The organism is Thalassospira sp. SN3W, from assembly GCF_038070535.1.
In the GTDB taxonomy this organism is placed as follows: Bacteria; Pseudomonadota; Alphaproteobacteria; order Rhodospirillales; family Thalassospiraceae; genus Thalassospira; species Thalassospira xiamenensis.
On the sequence record NZ_CP121124.1, the window covers coordinates 471240 to 491810 of the forward strand.

Sequence of the window (20571 nt, forward strand, 5' to 3'; positions counted from 1 at the left end):
ACAATATCGCCCCCCAAAGAAAAAGACCGGGGCGATATACCCCGGTCTCTGGTGACGGATATAGAGATCCGTAAGATCAGTTTTCTTCCATCGACATCAGTGATGCGTTGCCGCCCGCCGCCGTCGTATTGATGGTAATGGTTTTTTCGGTCGCAAAACGATGCAGGAATGTTTCGTCAGGCAACGCACCGTCATCGTCAGCACCGCTATCGGAAATCAGCGACAGGATCGCCCCGTCACGTTTTGCCAGAAGCTGCTTGAACGCCGTTACACGATCAAGCGGCGCAACGCAGGACACACCGGCGACATCGCCATCATACATCACGGCAACGCCGACCTTAGATGACACAACGCCGATAAGCTTTATCGGGAGGCCTGCTTCGAGCGCAAATACCGGAAGATCACCAAGCCATTTCTGATCGCCTGCCACAATTACCGCATTGCCCGCAGCAAGGGCTGCGGCGATATGACGGATAATCCGGGATGGCTCGGCATCCTTTTCGGCCTGAACCAGATAGACACCACGTCCCAGCATATAAAGGTCGTTGGTTTCACCGGTCGGCCCGGGCATCCGGGTCGGCGCAACAAAGCCGTTTTCCGAAATTGCGGCAAAATTCGCGATCAGTTCGGCATTTTCCGACAATTCGCTGACCGGGGCGGCTGCCAGTTTGGCCGCGAAATTTTCCAGAAGACGAACACGTTCATTGCCATCCGTCGCCTGCCATTTGACCTGTGCTGCCTGCAGGAAGCGGTATTCCTCGTCTGCCAGCGATGCCTTAATCACGATAGGCGAGCGGTCATCGGCAATTGCGGCACTACCAGCGGCCTTTTGACCGGCTTCAGTCACCGGCTTGGCAAAGCGTTCAACATAGTGCGGACCGCCTGCTTTCGGGCCGGTACCAGATTTACCCTGACCGCCGAACGGCTGCACGCCAACAACAGCCCCAATCATGTTGCGGTTCACATAGCAGTTGCCAACACGCAGCTTTTGCGAAATCTGGCGCACGGTGCTGTCGATACGCGAATGGATGCCCATGGTCAGGCCATAACCGGACGCATTGATCTGATCGAGAACCTTGTCCAGATCGCGCGCCTTGTAGCGAACAACGTGAACAACCGGGCCAAACACCTCACGTTCAAGAACATCAAGCGACGGAATTTCGAAGCAATGAGGGGCAAAGAACGTGCCGTCCTTGCATTCGGGCAAGATGTCACAGGCATGCAGCAGCTTGGCTTCCTTGGTCATGTGTTCGGCATGCGCGACAAGGGTTTTGCGCGATTTTTCGTCAATCACCGGTCCGACGTCGATATCAAGGAATTTCGGGTCACCAACGCGCAGTTCCTTCATCGCCCCGACCAGCATGTGGCAAAGTTTATCGGCGATGTCTTCCTGAACGAACAGGACGCGCAGGGCCGAGCAACGCTGCCCGGCGGACTGGAATCCGGAAATGATCGCATCCTGAACAACCTGTTCCGGCAATGCGGTTGAATCGACAATCATCGCATTCTGGCCACCGGTTTCGGCGATCAAAGGCAACGGAACACCCGGGCGCTTTGCCAGCGCCTGATTTATGACCTGCGCCGTTTCAGTCGAACCGGTAAATGCCACCCCCGCAATACGCGGGTCATTGATCAGGATGTTGCCAATCACCCGGCCCGGCCCCGGCAACAGCGTGAATGCCGCCGCCGGCACGCCCGCAGCAAGAATAAGTTCGGCGGCCTTAGCCGCGACAAGCGACGTCTGTTCGGCCGGTTTGGCAATCACGGCATTCCCGGCGGCAAGTGCAGCACTGACCTGGCCTAGGAAAATCGCAAGCGGGAAGTTCCACGGACTGATGCAGACGAAAATGCCGCGCCCTTCAAGGATGCTGCCCTCGCGGAAGCTTTCTTCTGCCCGGTTGGCATAATAACGGCAGAAATCGACAGCTTCGCGTACTTCGGCAACACCGTCGGAATAGAGCTTTCCTGCTTCGCGCTGACAGAGCGCGATGAATTCGTCCATGTTGTCTTCAAGAAGATCACCAAGACGGCGCAGGCACGCGGCACGCTCAGTCGCCGCGGTCTTGTTCCAGATTTCATAACCTTTGGCGGCGGCAACAATCGCGGCCTCGACATCGGCTTCACCGGCTTGAACCAGTTCGCCGACTTTTTCGTTCCGGTTTGACGGATTGAGGACATCAATAGCCTCGCCCGAGACAAGCTTGCCATCAATCAGCGGCGCAGCATGCCAGATTTTACCCTGAATCGAGGCCAGCTTTTCCGCCAGCGGCAGAAGCTTGGTCGTATCGGTCAGATCAATGCCCTTGGAATTGACGCGCCCCACACCATAAAGATCAATCGGTGCCGGAATTTTCGGATGGGCCTTGCGTGGCAGGGCGGCCATCTTTTCCACCGGGTCGGCAATCATTTCCTCAATCGGGAGTTGCTCGTCCTGAATGCGGTTTACAAAGCTGGTATTGGCACCGTTTTCAAGCAAACGACGAACAAGGTACGCCAGCAAATCCTCGTGGGTGCCAACCGGTGCATAAACACGGCACGGCACGTTTTCACCGTTTCTATCGACGATCTGTTCGTAAAGGGCTTCGCCCATGCCATGCAGCCGCTGGAATTCAAATGTCCGGTCATTGCCGGCCATTTCCAGAACCGATGCCACCGTGTGGGCATTGTGGCTGGCGAACTGGCAATAAAATGCATCACGACGCGACAGCATGAAACGCGCGCACGCCAGATAGGAAACATCGGTTGCCGCCTTGCGGGTAAAGACCGGATAACCTTCGAATCCATTTTCCTGACTGTTTTTGACCTCGGTATCCCAATAGGCCCCTTTGACAAGGCGCACCATCATTTTGCGGCCAACCTTGACCGACAGGTCGGCAAGCCATTCAAGCACGTGATACGCCCGTTTTTGATAGGCCTGCACCGCCAAACCATAGCCTTCCCAGCCATCAAGATCAGGGTCGGCAAAGACCGCCGCGATCACATCAAGTGACAGGTCCAGGCGATTGGCTTCCTCGGCATCGACGGTGAAACCGATGTCATATTTCTTGGCCAGTAGCGCAAGCTGTTTGAGGCGCGGCACAAGTTCATTCATGACACGGTCATAATTTGCGAAATCGTAACGCGGATGGATCGCGGAAAGTTTTACGGAGATACCCGGGCTGTTGATCGGGCCACGGTTATTGGCGACCTTGCCAATATCGTTGATCGCATCAACATAGGATTTGAAATAGCGATCAGCATCTTCCATGGTGCGGGCGGCCTCGCCCAGCATGTCATAGGAATAACGATAGCCTTTTTCTTCGTTTGCTTTTGCCCGTTCGGCGGCCTCTGCGATTGTGCGGCCCATAACGAACTGACGCCCCATAATGCGCATGGCATGGTTGAATGCCTTACGGATGACCGGTTCACCCGAACGTGCGATCATGCGCTTAAGCAATGCGCCCGGATCGGCCTTTTCCGCCTTGCCGAACTTGATCACCTTCCCCGTCAGCATCAGTCCCCAGGTCGATGCATTGACAAAGAAGCTGTCGGAATGGCCCAGATGGCTTTGCCAGTTGGCGTCAAACAGCTTGTCCTGAATAAGTTTATCAGCGGTGACCGCATCGGGAACGCGCAAAAGTGCCTCTGCAAGGCACATCAGGATGACGCCTTCCTTGCTGGATAGCTCATATTCATGAAGCAGTGCATCGATGCCGCTTTTGCCATTGTCGGCTTTGCGGACACGGGCGACCAACTGATAGGCGCGATCCTGAACACGGGCTGACTGCTCGGGTGCCAGTCGGGCGGCATTGATCATGCGCTCGACAACGGCTTCTTCGTCAGTGCGATAGGTTTCGCGAATTTTGGCGCGGATTTCGTTAGCCTGGGGCATATCAATGCGAAACATGGCGATGGCTTCTCCCTGCAAATGCGATCCTCCGGTTCCTTATGGGAACGCAGAGTTTTCTCCTCATGTGGCCACAGACAATATATATGCACTCAAAAAATGTGCTGCCATTTTCGCTAAAAATACGATATATCATCCACAGAAAAACTTTTAGTGCAGTCATTATAACTGGTTAATAGATAGAAATGCAGAAGAATCATAAAAGCCTGGACAAGATCGACAAACAGATCCTGCGCGAACTTCAAAACGACGGACGCATGTCGAATGTAGAACTGTCACGCCGCGTCAATCTTAGCCCGACACCTTGCCTTGAACGTGTCCGTCGCCTTGAACAACACGGCTTCATCACCGGCTATATGGCCCTGCTTGACCCCCGTAAGCTTAACCAGTCGCTGGTGGTTTTCGTCGAAATCACGCTTGATCGAACAACCCCGGACGTGTTTGACGTTTTCGCAACAGCGATCCGCAAATTGCCGGAAATCGAAGAATGCCACATGGTGGCAGGTGGCTTTGATTACCTGATGAAACTGCGGGTTGCTGATATGTATGCCTATCGTGAATTCCTTGAACGCCTGTCTTCGGTTCAGGGCGTGAGCCAGACTCATACATATGTCGTCATGGAAGAAGTAAAAGTCCGCCCCGGCATAACGATCCCATAAATTCCATCATTTTGGTTGCAATACAAATGCTTAGTGGCACACTATGACCAAGCCATCCTGCCGATGGCTTTGCCGGTATCGCAACGTGGCACACAGTTTCGCGTCATTATTTACGGGCCCCACAACATGTCGGAAGTCACTTTCTATTTCGATTTCTCGTCACCTTACGGTTACCTTGCGGCGGAACGCATAGAGGCCTTTGAGACCAGAACCGGCGTTACGGTCAATTGGTATCCATTCATGATCGGGGCAGCCTTCAAGCAAACCGGACAAAGCCCACTGCTGGACCAGCCAATCCGCGGCGACTATTTCAGGCACGACATGGAACGCTGCGCAAAGATGCAGAACACGCCGTTCTGCATCCCCGAAAAATTCCCCTATGCCGCACTGGTCCCGACCCGCGCCTATTACTGGATTGCATCAACCAAGCCCGCATTGGCGATCAAGTTCGCCAAGGATGTCTATCGCGGATATTTTGCCGACGGGCTTGATATGTCGGACCCGGAAGTTGTCTTTGCCACAGCCACCCGGCACTCCATCAATGCCGGAGAAATCCGCGCAGCCGTCGAAAATCCGAAATGGAAACAACACGTCCGCGAAGTTACCGACGAAGCCATCGCACGCGGTGCCTTCGGGTCGCCGTTCTTTTTCTATGAAGACGAGGCATTTTTTGGCAATGACCGGCTTGAACATCTTGAACGCTGGATCAAACTGCGCAAGCAGATTGACGACTGATCCGATCAGAAAACGTGCCCATCGAAAATCCATAACCAATTAAAATATATACGAATTTTGCGACACTTTCCCTCACTCGAAATATCATTTCGCGATCCCAATATACTGTCCATTTTTGATATACGTAAATTCGGTACTGGATTACCTATTTAATCTTGACGTTTACGTAAACTTCCACCATAACAGCAGTCATAAACGCCATTCACCACGGGGCCGTTTCCTTGCATAAACAGCCCCGGCAACAAACGGTGTCAATTGACGATGACGGTTCTGAAATCTGCGATAAATCCCCGCTCGGAAGATTTCCGCAACAATGCCGAACAGATGGAAAAACTGGTTGCCGATCTTCGTGATCAGATCACGCAGATCAAACTTGGCGGCGGTGAACGCGCGCGCGACCGGCACACAGGGCGCGGCAAACTTCTGCCCCGTGAACGTATCCGTCAATTGCTGGATATCGGGTCCCCGTTCCTTGAACTGTCACAGCTTGCCGCCTATGGCATGTATGACGATGAAGACGTTCCTGCTGCGGGCATCATCACCGGGATTGGTCGGGTTTCAGGCGTTGAATGCGTCATCGTTGCTAATGATGCCACGGTCAAAGGCGGCTCCTATTATCCGATGACGGTGAAGAAGCATCTTCGCGCGCAGGAAATCGCGCTCGAAAACAATCTGCCCTGCATTTATCTGGTCGATAGCGGCGGGGCGAACCTGCCACGGCAGGATGATGTTTTCCCGGATCGCGACCATTTCGGCCGCATCTTTTTCAATCAGGCAACCATGTCATCAAAGGGCATTCCGCAAATCGCGGTTGTCATGGGGTCCTGTACGGCGGGTGGCGCCTATGTACCGGCCATGTCCGATGAAAGCATTATCGTTCGTAAACAGGGCACGATCTTTTTGGGAGGCCCCCCCCTGGTGAAGGCCGCAACCGGCGAAGTTGTCTCGGCCGAGGACCTTGGCGGTGCCGATGTTCATTGCAAGACATCGGGCGTGACCGATCACTATGCACAGGACGATGCCCACGCATTGTCGATTGCGCGCAATATCGTCAAGAACCTGAACTGGACGAAAAATCCCGGTTTGACCCTGACCACCCCGCGCGACCCCGCCTATGACCCGCGCGAAATTTATGGCGTTATTCCAAGCGATTCCAAGAAACCCTATGACGTGCGCGAAGTCATTGCCCGCATCGTAGACGGATCAGACTTTGACGAGTTCAAGGCCCAGTATGGTACAACACTGGTTACCGGCTTTGCCCGCATTTTCGGCTATCCGGTCGGGATCATTGCCAATAACGGCATCCTGTTTTCCGAGAGTGCACTTAAAGGTGCACACTTCATTGAACTCTGTTGCCAACGCAGTATTCCACTCGTGTTCTTGCAAAACATCACCGGTTTCATGATCGGGCGCAAATATGAAAGTGGCGGCATTGCCAAGGATGGTGCAAAGCTTGTGACCGCCGTTGCGACCGCCAAGGTTCCCAAATTTACCGTCCTGATCGGTGGATCATTTGGTGCGGGCAACTATGGCATGTGTGGCCGTGCTTATAGCCCCCGCTTCCTTTGGATGTGGCCAAATGCAAGAATTTCAGTCATGGGCGGGGAACAGGCGGCAAATGTTTTGACCCAAATCCGCGCAGATGCACAAGAAAAGCGCGGTGAAACATGGCCCATAGAAGAACAGGAAGCCTTCAAAGGCCCGATCCGCGACCAGTACGAAGAACAGGGTCATCCCTATTACGCGTCTGCGCGACTTTGGGACGATGGGGTGATTGATCCGGCCGATACCCGCATGGTTCTTGGGCTTGGTCTTTCGGCAGCACTTAACAAACCGGTCGAGGAAACGCGCTTTGGCGTGTTCCGGATGTGAGGCTGGCATGAGCAATGTAAACACCGATAACACCAATCCATCAACCGATGCCGTGATGTGCCAGATCAGCGCATCGGGCGTTGCCCGCATCACGCTGAACCGTCCGGAAATCCACAACGCGTTTGACGATATCCTGATCGGCGATCTGACGGCCAAGCTGGAATCGCTGAATGCCGATCCGCTTGTGCGGGTAATCATTCTGTCCGGCGCTGGCAAAAGCTTTTCTGCCGGGGCCGACCTGAATTGGATGAAGCGCATGGCCGGTTACAGCCATGACGAAAATCTTGAAGATTCCCGCAAGCTTGCAAAACTGATGAAGGTTTTGAACTTTGCGTCAAAACCAACCATCGGGCTCATCAACGGGGCGGCCTTTGGTGGTGGGGTTGGGCTGGCAGCATGTTGTGACATTGTGATTGCGTCTGATCGCGCCAGTTTCTGCCTGTCGGAGGTCAAACTGGGCCTGATCCCAGCGGTTATTTCTCCCTATGTGGTTGAGGCCATTGGCGTCTCGCACGCCCGTCGTTATTTTATGACAGCGGAGCGTTTTGACGCCGCGACCGCCCACGCCATCGGATTGGTCCATGAAATTGTTTCAGGTGACGATCTGATAGCGCGTGGCGACGCCATGGCAAAGCTTTTGCTGGCGAATGGCCCGGGTGCCATGGATGCAGCAAAATCGCTGATTTATGCGGTTGCCAACAAACCGATTGACGATGATGTCCTTGACGATACCGCACGACGTATTGCCGATCAGCGCGCAAGTTCCGAAGGCCGTGAAGGTGTCAGTGCATTTCTTGAAAAACGCCCCGCGAAGTGGAGTGAGAATTAATCATGCTGCGCAAAATACTGATCGCCAACCGTGGTGAAATTGCCTGCCGCGTGATTGAAACCGCACGCTGCATGGGCATCCAGACCGTCGCGGTTTATTCCGACGCGGATGCCAATGCCCTGCATGTCCGACGGGCCGACGAGGCCTATCACATCGGCGGTCCAGCCCCGAAAGACAGCTATTTGCGCGTTGATCGTTTGCTTGATGTCATTGCACAATCGGGGGCAGATGCGGTTCACCCGGGTTATGGTTTCCTGTCGGAAAATGCAGGGTTTGCAGATGCCCTTGAAAAAGCGGGCTGTGTCTTTGTTGGCCCACCGGCAAGTGCGATCCGCGCGATGGGATCGAAATCCGAAGCCAAGAAAATCATGGGCAAGGCGGGTGTTCCGCTGGTTCCCGGTTATCACGGCGAAGATCAGGACCCGGATCTTCTGGCCGCAGAAGCAGACAAGATCGGATATCCGGTTCTGATCAAGGCATCGGCGGGCGGCGGCGGCAAAGGCATGCGGGCGGTTGAAAAACCCGCCGATTTCAAGGATGCCCTTGTCAGTTGCAAACGAGAAGCCGCCAGCAGCTTTGGCGACGATCATTGCCTGATTGAAAAGCTGATCGTCAAGCCGCGCCATGTTGAAATTCAGGTCTTTGCCGATAGTCATGGCAATGCGGTTTATCTGTTTGAACGCGACTGTTCTCTGCAACGTCGCCACCAGAAAGTCATTGAAGAGGCCCCGGCCCCGAACATGCCCGAAGATCTTCGGGCACAGATGGGCAAGGCCGCCGTTGATGCCGCAAAGGCGATTGGCTATCAGGGGGCTGGTACGGTCGAATTCCTGCTAGATGCGTCTGGTGCGTTCTATTTCATGGAAATGAACACACGCCTTCAGGTAGAACATCCAGTGACCGAGATGATCACCGGAGAGGACCTTGTCGAATGGCAATTGCGTGTTGCTGACGGTGAAAAGCTGCCCAAGGCACAGGAAGAACTGACCATTAACGGCCATGCCTTCGAAGTCCGACTGTATGCCGAAGACCCGCATAATGATTTCCTGCCCGCCACCGGCACACTTGTGCATATGCGCATGCCCGCGGCCAATGATCACGTGCGGATAGATACCGGCGTTTACGAAGGCGGCGAGGTTTCAATTCATTATGACCCGATGATCGCAAAGCTGATCACCTGGGATACGGATCGCATATCGGCACTGCGCCGGATGGCAACCGCACTTAACGATGTACAGATTGTCGGCGTAACAACCAATACCGGTTTTCTTGCCAATATTGCGCGTCATCCGGCCTTTGAGCGCGGCGAAGTCGAAACCGGTTTCATCGGCCAGTATCTTGACGATCTGATCCCTGCCCCGGCGGTGCCTGATAATGACGCATTGGCCTTTGCCACCCTTGATATTCTGATGCGTCGCGATGCCGAGGCCAAAAGCCATGCGGCGCAAAGCAGCGACCCCTATTCCCCGTGGCACAGCACATCGGGATGGCGGATGAATGATGACAACCACCATAATCTGATCCTGCGCCATGACGGTGCAGAACTGAAAATCAGGGTGCATTACCGCACGCACGGTTATGTCATCGATATGCCTGACGGCAATTCGGTTACGGCCCATGCCGAATTCGGCAGTGATGGGACCATTCATGCAACACTTGATCAGGTGCGCAAACGCGCAAGTGTCCTTCGCGATGGCAATCGACTGACGATCTTCCGCGATGGACGTTCTGACCGGTTGGAGATTTTTGATCCGGTCGCCGCCGCAGGCGGGCAGGAAGGTGCCGGTGGCGGGTTAACAGCGCCGATGCCCGGTAAAATCATTGCCGTGCTGGCGGAACCGGGGCAATCTGTTGCCGCAGGCGATAAGCTTGTGGTGATGGAAGCAATGAAAATGGAACACACTATTTCAGCACCGGTTTCGGGCTCGGTCCGCGAGATATTCTTTGCCGTTGGCGATCAGGTTGATGATGGCGTGGAATTGATCGCCATCGAGGAGGCAAAATAGAATGCCCCGCCTTTCGGGCTTGCCCGCGCGTGTCAAAATCGTCGAAGTCGGTCCGCGTGACGGGTTGCAGAACGAAAAGGGGATGGTTGCGACCGACATCAAGGTCGAACTGATCCATCGCCTTTGCAATGCAGGCCTTTCGGTCATCGAAGCCACCGCCTTTGTCAGCCCGAAATGGGTTCCACAAATGGCCGACGCATCCGATGTCATGGGCCGTATTTTGCGTAAACCGGGCGTCACCTATCCAGTTCTGGCCCCAAACCTCAAAGGGCTTGAAGCCGCCATCGAAGCAGGTGCAACCGAAGTTGCAGTTTTTGGTGCGGCATCGGAGAGCTTTTCGCAGAAGAATATCAATTGTTCCATCGCTGAGAGCCTTGATCGGTTCCGGCCGGTGGTCGCCGCAGCGCGTGATGCCAACATCGCCGTGCGCGGGTATGTTTCCTGTGTTCTCGGATGCCCTTACGAGGGTGAAATTGCCCCACAGAAGGTTACAGACGTCGCCAAAGCCCTGTTTGATATGGGGGCTTATGAAATCAGTCTGGGCGATACCATCGGCACCGGCACACCGGGCAAAGCACAGGCCATGATCGAAGCCGTTGCAAATCAGGTTGCCATCGAAAAACTTGCCGCACATTTCCATGATACATATGGCCAGGCATTGGCAAATCTTCTGGCGGTATTGCAGATGGGGGTTGCCACGATTGATAGCTCCGTCGCCGGTCTTGGCGGATGCCCCTATGCCAAAGGGGCCAGTGGCAATGTTGCGACCGAAGACGTCGTCTATATGCTGAACGGTCTTGGCATCGAAACCGGTGTCGACCTTGAAAAGCTTGCAGAAACAGGTAGCTGGATTACCGGAAAAATCGGCCGCCTGTCCGGATCAAAGGCCAATCTGGTGCTTGCTGCCAAACGCGACACTGTCGGGATCTGATCGCATGGCCGCCGCCGAGACATATCGTTTCCGGCGGGCCGTCCCCAGCGATTTGCCCATGATACGACGCTGGTTGCGGGTACCCGAAGTGGCGCGATGGTGGGGTGCACCGGACGAGCAGATCGAACTGATCACCGAAGATATCGAGCTGCCGGAAATGGCAACGCTGATTGTATCCTATCGCAATCGACCATTTGCCTTTGCTCAGCATTATGACGCGCATCAGTGGCCGCAGCCCCATTTTGCTCACCTTCCCAAGGGCACACGATGCATTGATGCCTTCATTGGCGTGCCCGACATGATGGGATGCGGCCACGGCAAAATGTTTTTGCGATTATTGGCGCAAATGCTGATCGAACGCGGCGCACCAATGGTCGCGATTGACCCGGATCCGGAAAATGTGCGGGCGCGAAAAAGTTACGAGGCCGCCGGTTTCATCGGTAATACCGAATATGAAACCGGCGATGGTCCGTGTGTGTTGATGCAGTTTAAACAAAACGAAGATTAAGCTGCCTTGACCGCTGTCAGGAAAGATTCAACTTTCAGACGCAAGGTTTCTGCCTGCTCAGACAGCTCACCCGATGCATTCAACACTTGCTCGGCAGCGGCGCCGGTTGATGTCGCCGCCTCGTTAACACCATGAATGTTTTCGGTTACCTCGCTTGTTCCGGCTGATGCTTGCTGAACATTTCGGGTGATTTCTTCGGTGGCAGCCCCCTGCTGTTCCACAGCACTTGCAATCGTTGCCGCAATTTCGCTGATCTCAGCAATCGTACCGCCAATAGAGTCAATCGCAACCACCGCAACTTCTGTTTCCGCCTGAATTCCTGTGATCTGGGCAGTAATCTCTTCGGTTGCTTTTGATGTCGCGTTTGCGAGATTTTTGACCTCGGCAGCAACAACAGCAAAACCTTTCCCTGCCTCACCTGCCCGCGCAGCTTCAATCGTTGCATTCAATGCCAAAAGGTTGGTCTGCGCAGCAATATCGCTAATCAACCCGACCACATCACCAATCTTCTGGGCAGCTTCCGCAAGCCCGCGGACCTGAGCGTTGGTATTTTCCGCCTCGGAAACAGCCTTGTTTGCAACTTGCGATGATTGATTGACCTGATGACTGATCTCCGAAATCGAAGCACTCAATTCCTCGGATGCACTCGCAACGGTTTGAACATTGTTGGATGCCTGTTCAGCCGCCGCTGCAACCACAGTTGACTGACGATTGGTTTCTTCTGCCGTTGCTGTCATCGATGAAGCTGTTGCCTGCATCTCTGTTGCCGCAGATGATACGCTTTTCAGCACCAGAGACATGTCGGCATCGAAATCATTGGTAAGCTTCTCGATGACTTTCACGCGGGCTTCTCTTCGTTTTTGTGCCTCGGCCTCCTGCGCGGCAAGCTGTTCAGCCCGGATCATGTTTTCTTTGAAAACCAGCACGGCTTTGGCCATATCGCCGATTTCATCCTTATGATCCTGCCCGGGGATTGGTGTTTCTTTATCGCCGGCGGCAAGAACCGTCATGGCTTCCGTAATATTCCGGATAGGATTGGATATTCCCGTCCCAATCAGCCAAGCGGCACCAATACCGCAAACCACCGCAGCAACTGAAATTGACGTCACAAGCATGATGGTATTCTGGATATCCTCGGTAACCATCGGCCCGAGCTTATCCTGCTCTTGCCTGATTTCAAGTTTCAGGTTTTCAAGATTGGATGCAACCTCTGGACCGATACGGTCCAGACCTTCAATAACAAGCTGGTCTCTTTGAGGATCACCAGCCGGAGTTTTTACAACTGATTGAAAGACTTGAAGATAGTCAGCCAAATCATCCTTCGTTTCCTCGATGAGGGCTTTTCGCGCACCCTGATCAACCAGCGTGCCGAGTTTTTCATTCAATTCAGATGCTGTTTGCAGACGCGTGAGCACAGTGCTGATGGCTGTTTGCCGCCCGGTCAGCAAATAGTCCCTAACGCCAACCCTGGCTTCGAGCATGTTGGCCTGTACCCGGCCTGCCTCGTTAGACTGTATTGCAATAGATCGGTATCTATCAAAATCGCTACCTATCCCGGTTAACGTGACGAACCCCAGTATGGATATCGACACCAGAAGCAAAAGAACGAGCCCGAAGCCACCAAAGATTTTGGGCGCTATTTTAAGTCTTTTTAAAATTGACATATTTCCCTCCAAAGATGCAGGCACACTCCTTAATGTTGTTTGGAAGGAAATAAATTCAACCAGAACAATTGTATTCAGACAGCAATAGAAAACCGCACTTTAGCGGGCCATTTTCAGGGCATTGAGCGCCGTCAGCGGAATATTCTTTGGTTACAAAATCTTAGAACTACCATAAGTTGTCTGCAAACCACCCTCCCTATCAGATGCCCCCATCCGGCGGGCCAGACGGTAACTGACGATTCCGGTGATGGTTCCAAAAAGAACAATTCCGGCGGCCTGCCCGAACAAAACACCGGTTGCGCCCAAATAATAACTGCCAAGCCATACCAGCGGGATCACCCCCAGCAGTTCCTTCGCAAGATCGAAGACCATCGCGAGATTGGGACGCCCGGTAACGTTAAAAAAGGTATGTGATGAAAATTGCAGACCGAGGAACATATAAAAGGGTGCTGTAAAACTGCAAAAAATCGATAGATACGCTGTTGTTTGATCGGTCGCGCTGAAAAGCTCCGCAATCTGGCTTTGAAACAGGAACAGGGCAGCGCAGACAGTAACCCCGTAAACCGCCACCAGTGCCCAGACATTATGCCAGATGCTGCGCACCCGTTCGGCCTTTGCCGCGGCAAAATTCTGGCCGATGATCGGGCCGATTGCCTGGGGTAACGCCATGTAGCCAACAAAGACGAATGGCGCGATACGTTCAATGATCGCCATGGCGGCCACTGCATCGGGCCCATACTTTGCCATGCTGGACATGATAAAGGCGCTGGCAATTGGCGGGCCAACCTTTGCCAATCCGACTGGTACGGTTACACGGGCAATATCGCGGATGTCCTTGCGGAAAAGATTCGCATCAAACAGGCCAAGCATGTGATGAACGTTTCGAACACCGTAAAAGGCAACTGCCATGATTACGATCCGTGACACGACGGTTGCCCATGCTGCCCCTTCGACTCCCCAATCAAAACCAAAGATGAAAATCGGATCGAGGACTGCATTGACCGCCGCCCCGGCCATTTTCGACCACATGGCGCGCTGCTTTGCCCCGATGGCACGCAACAACGCGCCCGATGACATGCTAAGCACCAGAACCGGCAAGCACAGGATCACGATCTGTACATAAGTGATGCCGATATCACGGGCCTTGCCGGTCGCCCCGAACATATCAAGCATCCAAGGTGCCGATAGCCACAAGACGACCGTCATCACGACCGATAGCACAAGACCGAATACCATAACATGCGTGGCATAGACTTTTGCCCTGTCCCGATCACCAAGCCCCTCGGCACGGGAAACAAGTGCTGTCATTGCGGTCGATATGCCAAGCGACACGGCAAGTGTGAAAAAGATAATCGGCCAGGCAAAGCCAAGACCGGCAATGATTTCCACATCCCTTAGAAGGCTCAGGAAAAACAGATCAAGCGCATCAACCAGAACCATCGCCACCAGCGCAAGCATGCTGGTATGCGCCATTGAAAAGATGTGACGCAGGATTGAACCCGAGACAAAATATTGCGACTGCATAGCCATCGAATTTCACACTGTGCAGAGCTGAAAAGCGCGTTCAGCCATCATTATTTGGCCGCAGGATAAATTCGAATTCGCGTTCTTCGGTGGTTGCACAATCATCCCCGGAAAGCAGCGGCATGCGCGAGAGACCTTCGCGGTTCACTGACGATGCCGATATTCTGGCGGCATCCGGGCCGATTTTCCATTTGGCGGCAATCACGCTGGGATTTTCGGCATCGAACTCGTCCAGCTTGCGCCCGATGCGAGACTGCAAAACCGGCGCATAAGGAAATTTCTGCTGGGTCCAGAAACGTTTAGAAGGCTGAAAATATCCAACTTCGTCCAGAAACGAGACACCAAAATAATAACAGGACTCAAGCGAGTTATAGAAACGACTGTCAGGGACGAAGCTGCCATCGCGCTTAAGGGAATGCCCAACACACCAGTCAAGCATGGCGCCAATCTGTTCGCGCGCCAAGGCCCGTTCTGCCGACTGCATATGCGGCCACCCATAGCGAAAGATTTTCGCGACATCATAGTTGTTGTGATTATTAAATTCACCGCGGCTGAGCCATCCTTGCGGATATTCCATCTGGCGGCTTTCAAGAGTGGTGCGGATGATATCGGACCAATGTCCGACGCGCCCCTTGCGATATGACACGATATGAAAAGTATAGCTGAGATCATCATAACGATGGGTTTTGCCATCCGAAATGTACCAAGGGCCCCAGTAACCGGTTTCGGGGTTCTGGATTTCATCAAGGAAGTTGCGGAAGGCATCAACATAGTTTTGATCAAGATCGATGCCGCGCACATGTTTCTGCGCATAGCGTCGCAAGGACGGCTTGAAACAAAGCTGCGCCAGACAGCAGATCACACTGCCGAATTCATCGCGCTGATTGCGCCCGGTGGTGGCAATATCGGAAACAAGAAGCTTTTCCAGATAGTTTCGCATTGCCGGAGCCGTTGCAATCGGTTCTAGGAAATGCAGCGGATAACGCGGTGCGCGGCCTTCATTGGACAATTCATGCAAACGCACAATGGTTGCATCAAATTTGTGGTGGAATTCGTTATATTTCCACCCCCACGAACCATCAACCGAAGACTGAGTTGCGACATAGCTTTGGTCAACATCGTCAAAACTGTTTTCCAGTCTGTCGACAAGTTGGTCAAGTTCCGGCCAGTATGCCGTGTATCGCGCCAGCCATTTGGCGTAGATATACAATTGCTGGGACGCCAGCATTGTCCGGCTATATTCGGAAAATTTACGCAACGCCAGCGATAGCGCCCCCAGATAATCGATATATTTGAGCGCCTTGTCCTGATAGCCGTGATCGTAACGCGTAAAATCCCGCGTAATCACGCAGCTATCACCAATCCCTGCCAGGCTTTGCTCAATCGACATTGGTTGCCTTTTCCTGTTGAACCCAGAAATGCGAACCTGCTTCCTTGCATCGGCCGTTACCGATGCCAACTGTCAGGAGATGCGTGAATTCCCCAATCCGCTTGGCAGGATTGCATCCTGTTGTTGGGACTGATGTTTTCGGGCTCTCCTTTTTAGCCTGAAGGACAACCAAGCATTTTACAATGGTTGCCACGCAAAGGCACTTAAACAGCTAATAAGTGTATAGCTTGAAACCGATCAAAACACCACTCTAAAGGTGAACTCTGGACAGTTTTTTATATACAAAAGAATAATCATTGAGCCGCCAATATCAATTCCCTGCCCAGAAATGACGACTGGACGACCGCTATCACTGACAGAAAATACCGGCATTATAAGGGCAAAAGAAAAGACGCCCTCAACGGGCGCCTTAACGTGAATGCTATTTAAAGCCTGGCTTGATCAAATCAGATGAAATCAGGACGCCGATTTAAGAGCCGTCCGACGCCGTTCACGAAGCGATGCAGCCGTAACCCGCCCATCCCCTGTCGGTTGATAATAAACCGTCATTTCCTTTAATGCGGCGCGCACTTTTGTCAGCGATACATCGTCGTCATTTTTCAACTCATATGCGTCAAATCCGCAGCGATGCATGTAAAGAATCTGGTCGCGCAACACGTCACCAATTGCACGAAGTTCACCCTTGAAACCAAGACGTTCGCGCAGAACACGCGCATAGGAATATCCACGCCCGTCGGTATAGGCCGGGAAATTGACGGTGATGATCGAAAGACGATCCAGATCGTTTGCCAGATCTTCCGGCGCATCGCCGGGGTTAAGCTGCACGCCAAGACCACCATTGCGACCGATCAGCGTTTCGCGTTCTTCCTTAAAACGCGCAAGAGGCACGATAATGTTTTCCTCCCCCGGCGGAAGGTCGGCTTCGGCGTCAAGCGTGATCCATTCCTGATCAATCACACTGTCATTCTTAACGATCGCCATAAAGCACCTCCTTGAACGGGTCCATGCCGACACGGCGATAGGTATCGATAAAACGTTCGCCGGTTTCGCGAATGCCAAGATATTTGGTCACCAGACTTTCAATGGCATCGACGACTTCGGCCTCGGAGAAACCGGCACCGGCAATTTTACCGATTTCGGCATTCTCACTGGCGTCGCCGCCAAGGGTGATCTGATAGAATTCCTTGCCACGTTTATCGAGGCCCAGAATACCGATATGACCAACATGGTGATGTCCGCAGGCATTGATGCAACCGGAAATCTTGATCTTGAGTTCGCCAATATCATGCTGGCGATCCAGATCGGAAAAACGTTCCGAAATGCGCTGTGACAGGGGGATCGAACGCGCCGTTGCCAGCGCACAATAATCCAGCCCCGGGCAGGAAATGATGTCGGTAACATAGCCAAGGTTTGCCGTCGCCAGATTGGCATTTTTCAGCTCCGCCCAAAGCGAGAACAAATCGGCTTTTTTCACGTGCGGCAAAACCAGATTCTGTTCGTGGGTTACACGGACATCACCAAAACTGTACTGCTCCGACAGATCGGCAACCAGTTCCATCTGGGTATCGGTTGCATCGCCCGGAATACCACCAATCGGCTTCAGCGATACGTTGGCAATCGCATAACCCGGTTGCTTATGCGCAATGACGTTCGAACGCACCCAGTTGGAGAATTCCCGATTTTCGGCCTTACGACGTTCAAACTCGGCATCATCGTCCGAAAGGGTTTCAAATGCCGGCGGTGCAAACTGTTCGATATAATGCGCAATTTCGGCATCATCAACGCGCAGAGATCCGTCCTTGATCTGCGCCCATTCTTCCTCGACCAGGCGCTGCATTTCCTCTACCCCGATTTCATGGACGAGGATTTTGATGCGTGCCTTGTACTTATTGTCACGACGGCCAAAGCGGTTATAAACCCGCAGGATCGCCTCAAGATACGAAAACAGATCGTTCTTGCCGATAAAGTCACGCACGGTTTTACCAACGAATGGTGTGCGACCAAGACCACCGCCCACGATGACCTCGAACCCGACCTCGCCCGCATCATCCTGATGCATGCGAAGTCCGATATCATGAACCTTTACTGCGGCACGGTCATTTGGCGACCCGGTCACCGCGATTTTGAATTTGCGCGGCAGATAGGTGAATTCCGGATGGAACGTTGACCACTGGCGGATCAGTTCGCAATAGGGCCGCGGATCTTCGATCTCGTCGGCGGCAGCCCCTGCGTACTGGTCGGTTGTCGTGTTGCGGATGCAGTTGCCCGATGTTTGAATCGCATGCATTTCGACCTTGGCAAGATCAAGCAATGCATCGGGAATTTCATCAAGCTTTGGCCAGTTATACTGGATATTCTGCCGGGTCGTGAAATGCCCGTATCCCTTGTCATAACGACGCGCGATATAGCCAAGCTGGCGCAATTGATCCGCGCGCAACGTTCCATAGGGAACAGCAACGCGCAACATGTAGGCATGCAGTTGAAGGTAAACACCGTTCATCAGGCGCAGTGGGCGGAACTGGTCTTCGGTAATATCGCCCGAAAGACGACGTTTTACCTGTTCACGGAACTGCTCGGTACGTTCCAGCACCAGCTGGCGGTCAAAATCATCATAGCGATACATGACGTATCCTCTCCTTACCCGGCCTGATAGCCGAGATCCTGCCGCACACTGGGACCCTTGGTGCGCAGAACTTCACGGTATTTTGTCGGAACCAGTCCACCGTCCTGTTGTTCCACCTCAATCAGATAAGGTCCGACAATGACAGTATCGAGCTCAGGTGCACTGGCCTCTGCCAGCAGGGCGTCACCCGCCTCTTTTCCGTCGGCAACGCGAGACTGATTGATGTCTTCACTCCAACCGCCTTCCGCGGTCAGGAAAACCACCAACCCGTCACCAAGACGGTTTGCCGTGACAACTTGCAGGGACATTCGGTTCTCTCAGCCTGTAAATCTCTCTGGTGATGTCCTGTCTATGGACATTTTCTGCACCAGAATTTGGATGATTACCGACTATTGGTCAAGTTTTTTTGTGAAATACATAAAAATACAAATTATTAATGTTATTAATACTCAACACTTGACCAAATTCCCCATGACTTCTAGGTCAGATAACACCCTGTCTCGCCTGAAAGAACATGACCAAACCATGCCCCTCCATCTGATCAAACTAAGTGTTGGTACGGAAAGCCCCGAAACCCTGCGCCAATGGCAGGCCTATTTCGGGAACCTTCATGGACGAATTTATCATACCACCCGAATGACTCCGAAACGCAAAGCGGAAATACTGGCCGGCGGATCGATCTATTGGGTGATCAAGAGGGCAATTCGCGCACGTCAGCGCATTGTCGATCTGGAAGAATTCATTGACGATGAAGGCATCAAGCATTGCCGCATCGTCTTGGACCCGGAACTTTTCGAAACTCGCACATGGCCGCACCGCGCCTTTCAGGGGTGGCGTTACCTTTCAGAAGACAAATGTCCGCCGGATGAAAAACAGGCTGGTGGCGCAGAAGCACTTCCCGAAGACATGGCAGATGAATTGCGCGAGCTCGGCCTTCTCTGAGCCGGATTACGATTTTCCCGGATCGGGGGTGATGACAGTCAAGGCCGGCTGGTTTTCCTCGATATCCTTGAGGGTTGCGGCAACTTCGTCCTTCAGCCAGCGAATAAAGGATTGTACACGCGGCCGGTTCAGGTTTTCCTCGGGACAGGTCAGATAATAGGCGTAACTTGACGCAACGGTTTGCGGAAATGGGCGAACAAGCAAACCGGCTTTCAGGTCCTGCGCGGCAAGACTGGTTCGCGCCATGCCAACCCCGTGCCCCATCAGTGCTGCCTGAATGACCATGTCGCCGGAATTGAAACGAAGCCCGCGTCGCAAATCAATTCCCTTAACCCCGACACCTTCCAGCCAGAATTGCCAATCCGCAGCGCGCGGTTGCTCAATATGCGATGTGGCGTCATGCAGAAGCTGATGACCGGCAATATCTGCAGGCCGGTTCAGCGGCGGACTTGATGCCAGATAATCCGGGCTGCAAACCGGGAAAACTTCATCACGCATCAGCAGTTCGGTATAAAGATTGGGATACCGGCCACGGCCGAAACGAACAGCAAGATCAATACCTTCGTTGCGGAAATCAACCAATCGATCATCAGCGTGGATGCGAACATCAATATCAGGATGTGCTTCACGAAAATGCCCAAGCCGCGGCACCAGCCATTTGACGGCGAAAGATTGCAATACGCTGACGGTAACAACACCAGCTTCTTCCACAGCGCGAAGGCTGTCGATTTCGCCTGCGATGCGTGAAAAGCCTTCAAACGTTGCCCTCGCCAGACGATCCCCCTCCTCGGTCAGTTGCAACCGCCTTGGCAAACGGAAAAACAAACGAAATCCAAGATATTCTTCGAGCTGGCGGATCTGCTGACTGATCGCCCCCTGGGTAACGAAAAGTTCCTCGGCAGCGCGGGTAAAGTTCAAATGTCGCGCAGCGGCATCGAAGGCACGCAAAGACTGCAATGGGGGTAAGCGCATGTTCGCCTCAAATCCACAATCATTAGATAA

The 20571-nt window shown here is 53.3% G+C and carries 16 protein-coding genes; 8 read left to right on the forward strand and 8 right to left on the reverse strand.

Features of this window, described 5'->3' with window-relative positions:
• Positions 1-76: 76 nt before the first annotated feature.
• Positions 77-3886, reverse strand: a complete 3810-nt coding sequence (putA, locus tag P8T57_RS01965; RefSeq protein WP_341364435.1) for a bifunctional proline dehydrogenase/L-glutamate gamma-semialdehyde dehydrogenase PutA — start codon at positions 3884-3886, stop codon at positions 77-79.
• Between the two features lie 185 nt (positions 3887-4071).
• Here putA and P8T57_RS01970 point away from each other — a divergent pair, with 185 nt between their 5' ends.
• From P8T57_RS01970 to P8T57_RS02000, 7 genes are all read left to right on the forward strand, one after another.
• On the forward strand, positions 4072-4545 hold the full coding sequence (locus P8T57_RS01970) for an Lrp/AsnC ligand binding domain-containing protein (protein WP_007090318.1): 474 nt from the start codon (positions 4072-4074) through the stop codon (positions 4543-4545).
• Between the two features lie 126 nt (positions 4546-4671).
• Positions 4672-5280, forward strand: coding sequence for a 2-hydroxychromene-2-carboxylate isomerase (locus tag P8T57_RS01975; RefSeq protein ID WP_037988082.1), 609 nt, complete (start codon positions 4672-4674; stop codon positions 5278-5280).
• Positions 5281-5541: 261 nt separating this feature from the next.
• Positions 5542-7152, forward strand: coding sequence for a carboxyl transferase domain-containing protein (locus P8T57_RS01980; protein WP_114093999.1), 1611 nt, complete (start codon positions 5542-5544; stop codon positions 7150-7152).
• A 7-nt stretch (positions 7153-7159) separates the two neighbouring features.
• Entirely contained in the window at positions 7160-7981 is an 822-nt protein-coding gene (locus P8T57_RS01985; RefSeq protein ID WP_114093998.1) for an enoyl-CoA hydratase/isomerase family protein, read from the forward strand.
• A gap of 2 nt (positions 7982-7983) precedes the next feature.
• The gene (locus tag P8T57_RS01990) at positions 7984-9987 is read left to right on the forward strand and encodes an acetyl/propionyl/methylcrotonyl-CoA carboxylase subunit alpha (protein ID WP_341364436.1); all 2004 of its coding nucleotides are present in this window, start codon (positions 7984-7986) and stop codon (positions 9985-9987) included.
• A gap of 1 nt (position 9988) precedes the next feature.
• The gene (locus P8T57_RS01995; protein WP_341364437.1) at positions 9989-10918 is read left to right on the forward strand and encodes a hydroxymethylglutaryl-CoA lyase; all 930 of its coding nucleotides are present in this window, start codon (positions 9989-9991) and stop codon (positions 10916-10918) included.
• Positions 10919-10976: 58 nt separating this feature from the next.
• Positions 10977-11426, forward strand: coding sequence for a GNAT family N-acetyltransferase (locus tag P8T57_RS02000; RefSeq protein ID WP_223305140.1), 450 nt, complete (start codon positions 10977-10979; stop codon positions 11424-11426).
• Here P8T57_RS02000 and P8T57_RS02005 read toward each other — a convergent pair.
• The 6 genes from P8T57_RS02005 to P8T57_RS02030 all read right to left on the reverse strand — a co-directional run bounded on the left by P8T57_RS02005 (position 11423) and on the right by P8T57_RS02030 (position 18935).
• The gene (locus P8T57_RS02005; protein WP_341364438.1) at positions 11423-13090 is read right to left on the reverse strand and encodes a methyl-accepting chemotaxis protein; all 1668 of its coding nucleotides are present in this window, start codon (positions 13088-13090) and stop codon (positions 11423-11425) included. The genes P8T57_RS02000 and P8T57_RS02005 overlap by 4 nt on opposite strands.
• A 150-nt stretch (positions 13091-13240) precedes the next feature.
• A complete protein-coding gene (locus P8T57_RS02010) occupies positions 13241-14620 on the reverse strand; it encodes an MATE family efflux transporter (protein WP_341364439.1) in 1380 nt (459 codons plus the stop codon).
• 34 nt (positions 14621-14654) lie between these two features.
• Entirely contained in the window at positions 14655-16004 is a 1350-nt protein-coding gene (locus P8T57_RS02015; protein ID WP_341364440.1) for a hypothetical protein, read from the reverse strand.
• Between the two features lie 456 nt (positions 16005-16460).
• Positions 16461-16985 carry a DUF934 domain-containing protein gene (locus tag P8T57_RS02020; protein WP_341364441.1) on the reverse strand — a complete coding sequence of 175 codons (525 nt, stop codon included), beginning with the start codon at positions 16983-16985 and terminating at the stop codon, positions 16461-16463.
• A complete protein-coding gene (locus tag P8T57_RS02025; protein ID WP_341364442.1) occupies positions 16972-18627 on the reverse strand; it encodes a nitrite/sulfite reductase in 1656 nt (551 codons plus the stop codon). The genes P8T57_RS02020 and P8T57_RS02025 overlap by 14 nt, the downstream gene beginning before the upstream one ends.
• Before the next feature lie 14 nt (positions 18628-18641).
• The gene (locus tag P8T57_RS02030; RefSeq protein ID WP_037987987.1) at positions 18642-18935 is read right to left on the reverse strand and encodes a DUF2849 domain-containing protein; all 294 of its coding nucleotides are present in this window, start codon (positions 18933-18935) and stop codon (positions 18642-18644) included.
• A gap of 70 nt (positions 18936-19005) precedes the next feature.
• Here P8T57_RS02030 and P8T57_RS02035 point away from each other — a divergent pair, with 70 nt between their 5' ends.
• The gene (locus tag P8T57_RS02035; protein ID WP_341364443.1) at positions 19006-19569 is read left to right on the forward strand and encodes a DUF1489 domain-containing protein; all 564 of its coding nucleotides are present in this window, start codon (positions 19006-19008) and stop codon (positions 19567-19569) included.
• A 6-nt stretch (positions 19570-19575) separates the two neighbouring features.
• On the opposite strand, the gene P8T57_RS02040 is transcribed toward P8T57_RS02035, so the two are convergent.
• Complete coding sequence (locus tag P8T57_RS02040) at positions 19576-20541, reverse strand: transcriptional regulator GcvA (protein WP_007090334.1); 966 nt, start codon at positions 20539-20541, stop codon at positions 19576-19578.
• Between the last annotated feature and the right edge of the window lie 30 nt (positions 20542-20571).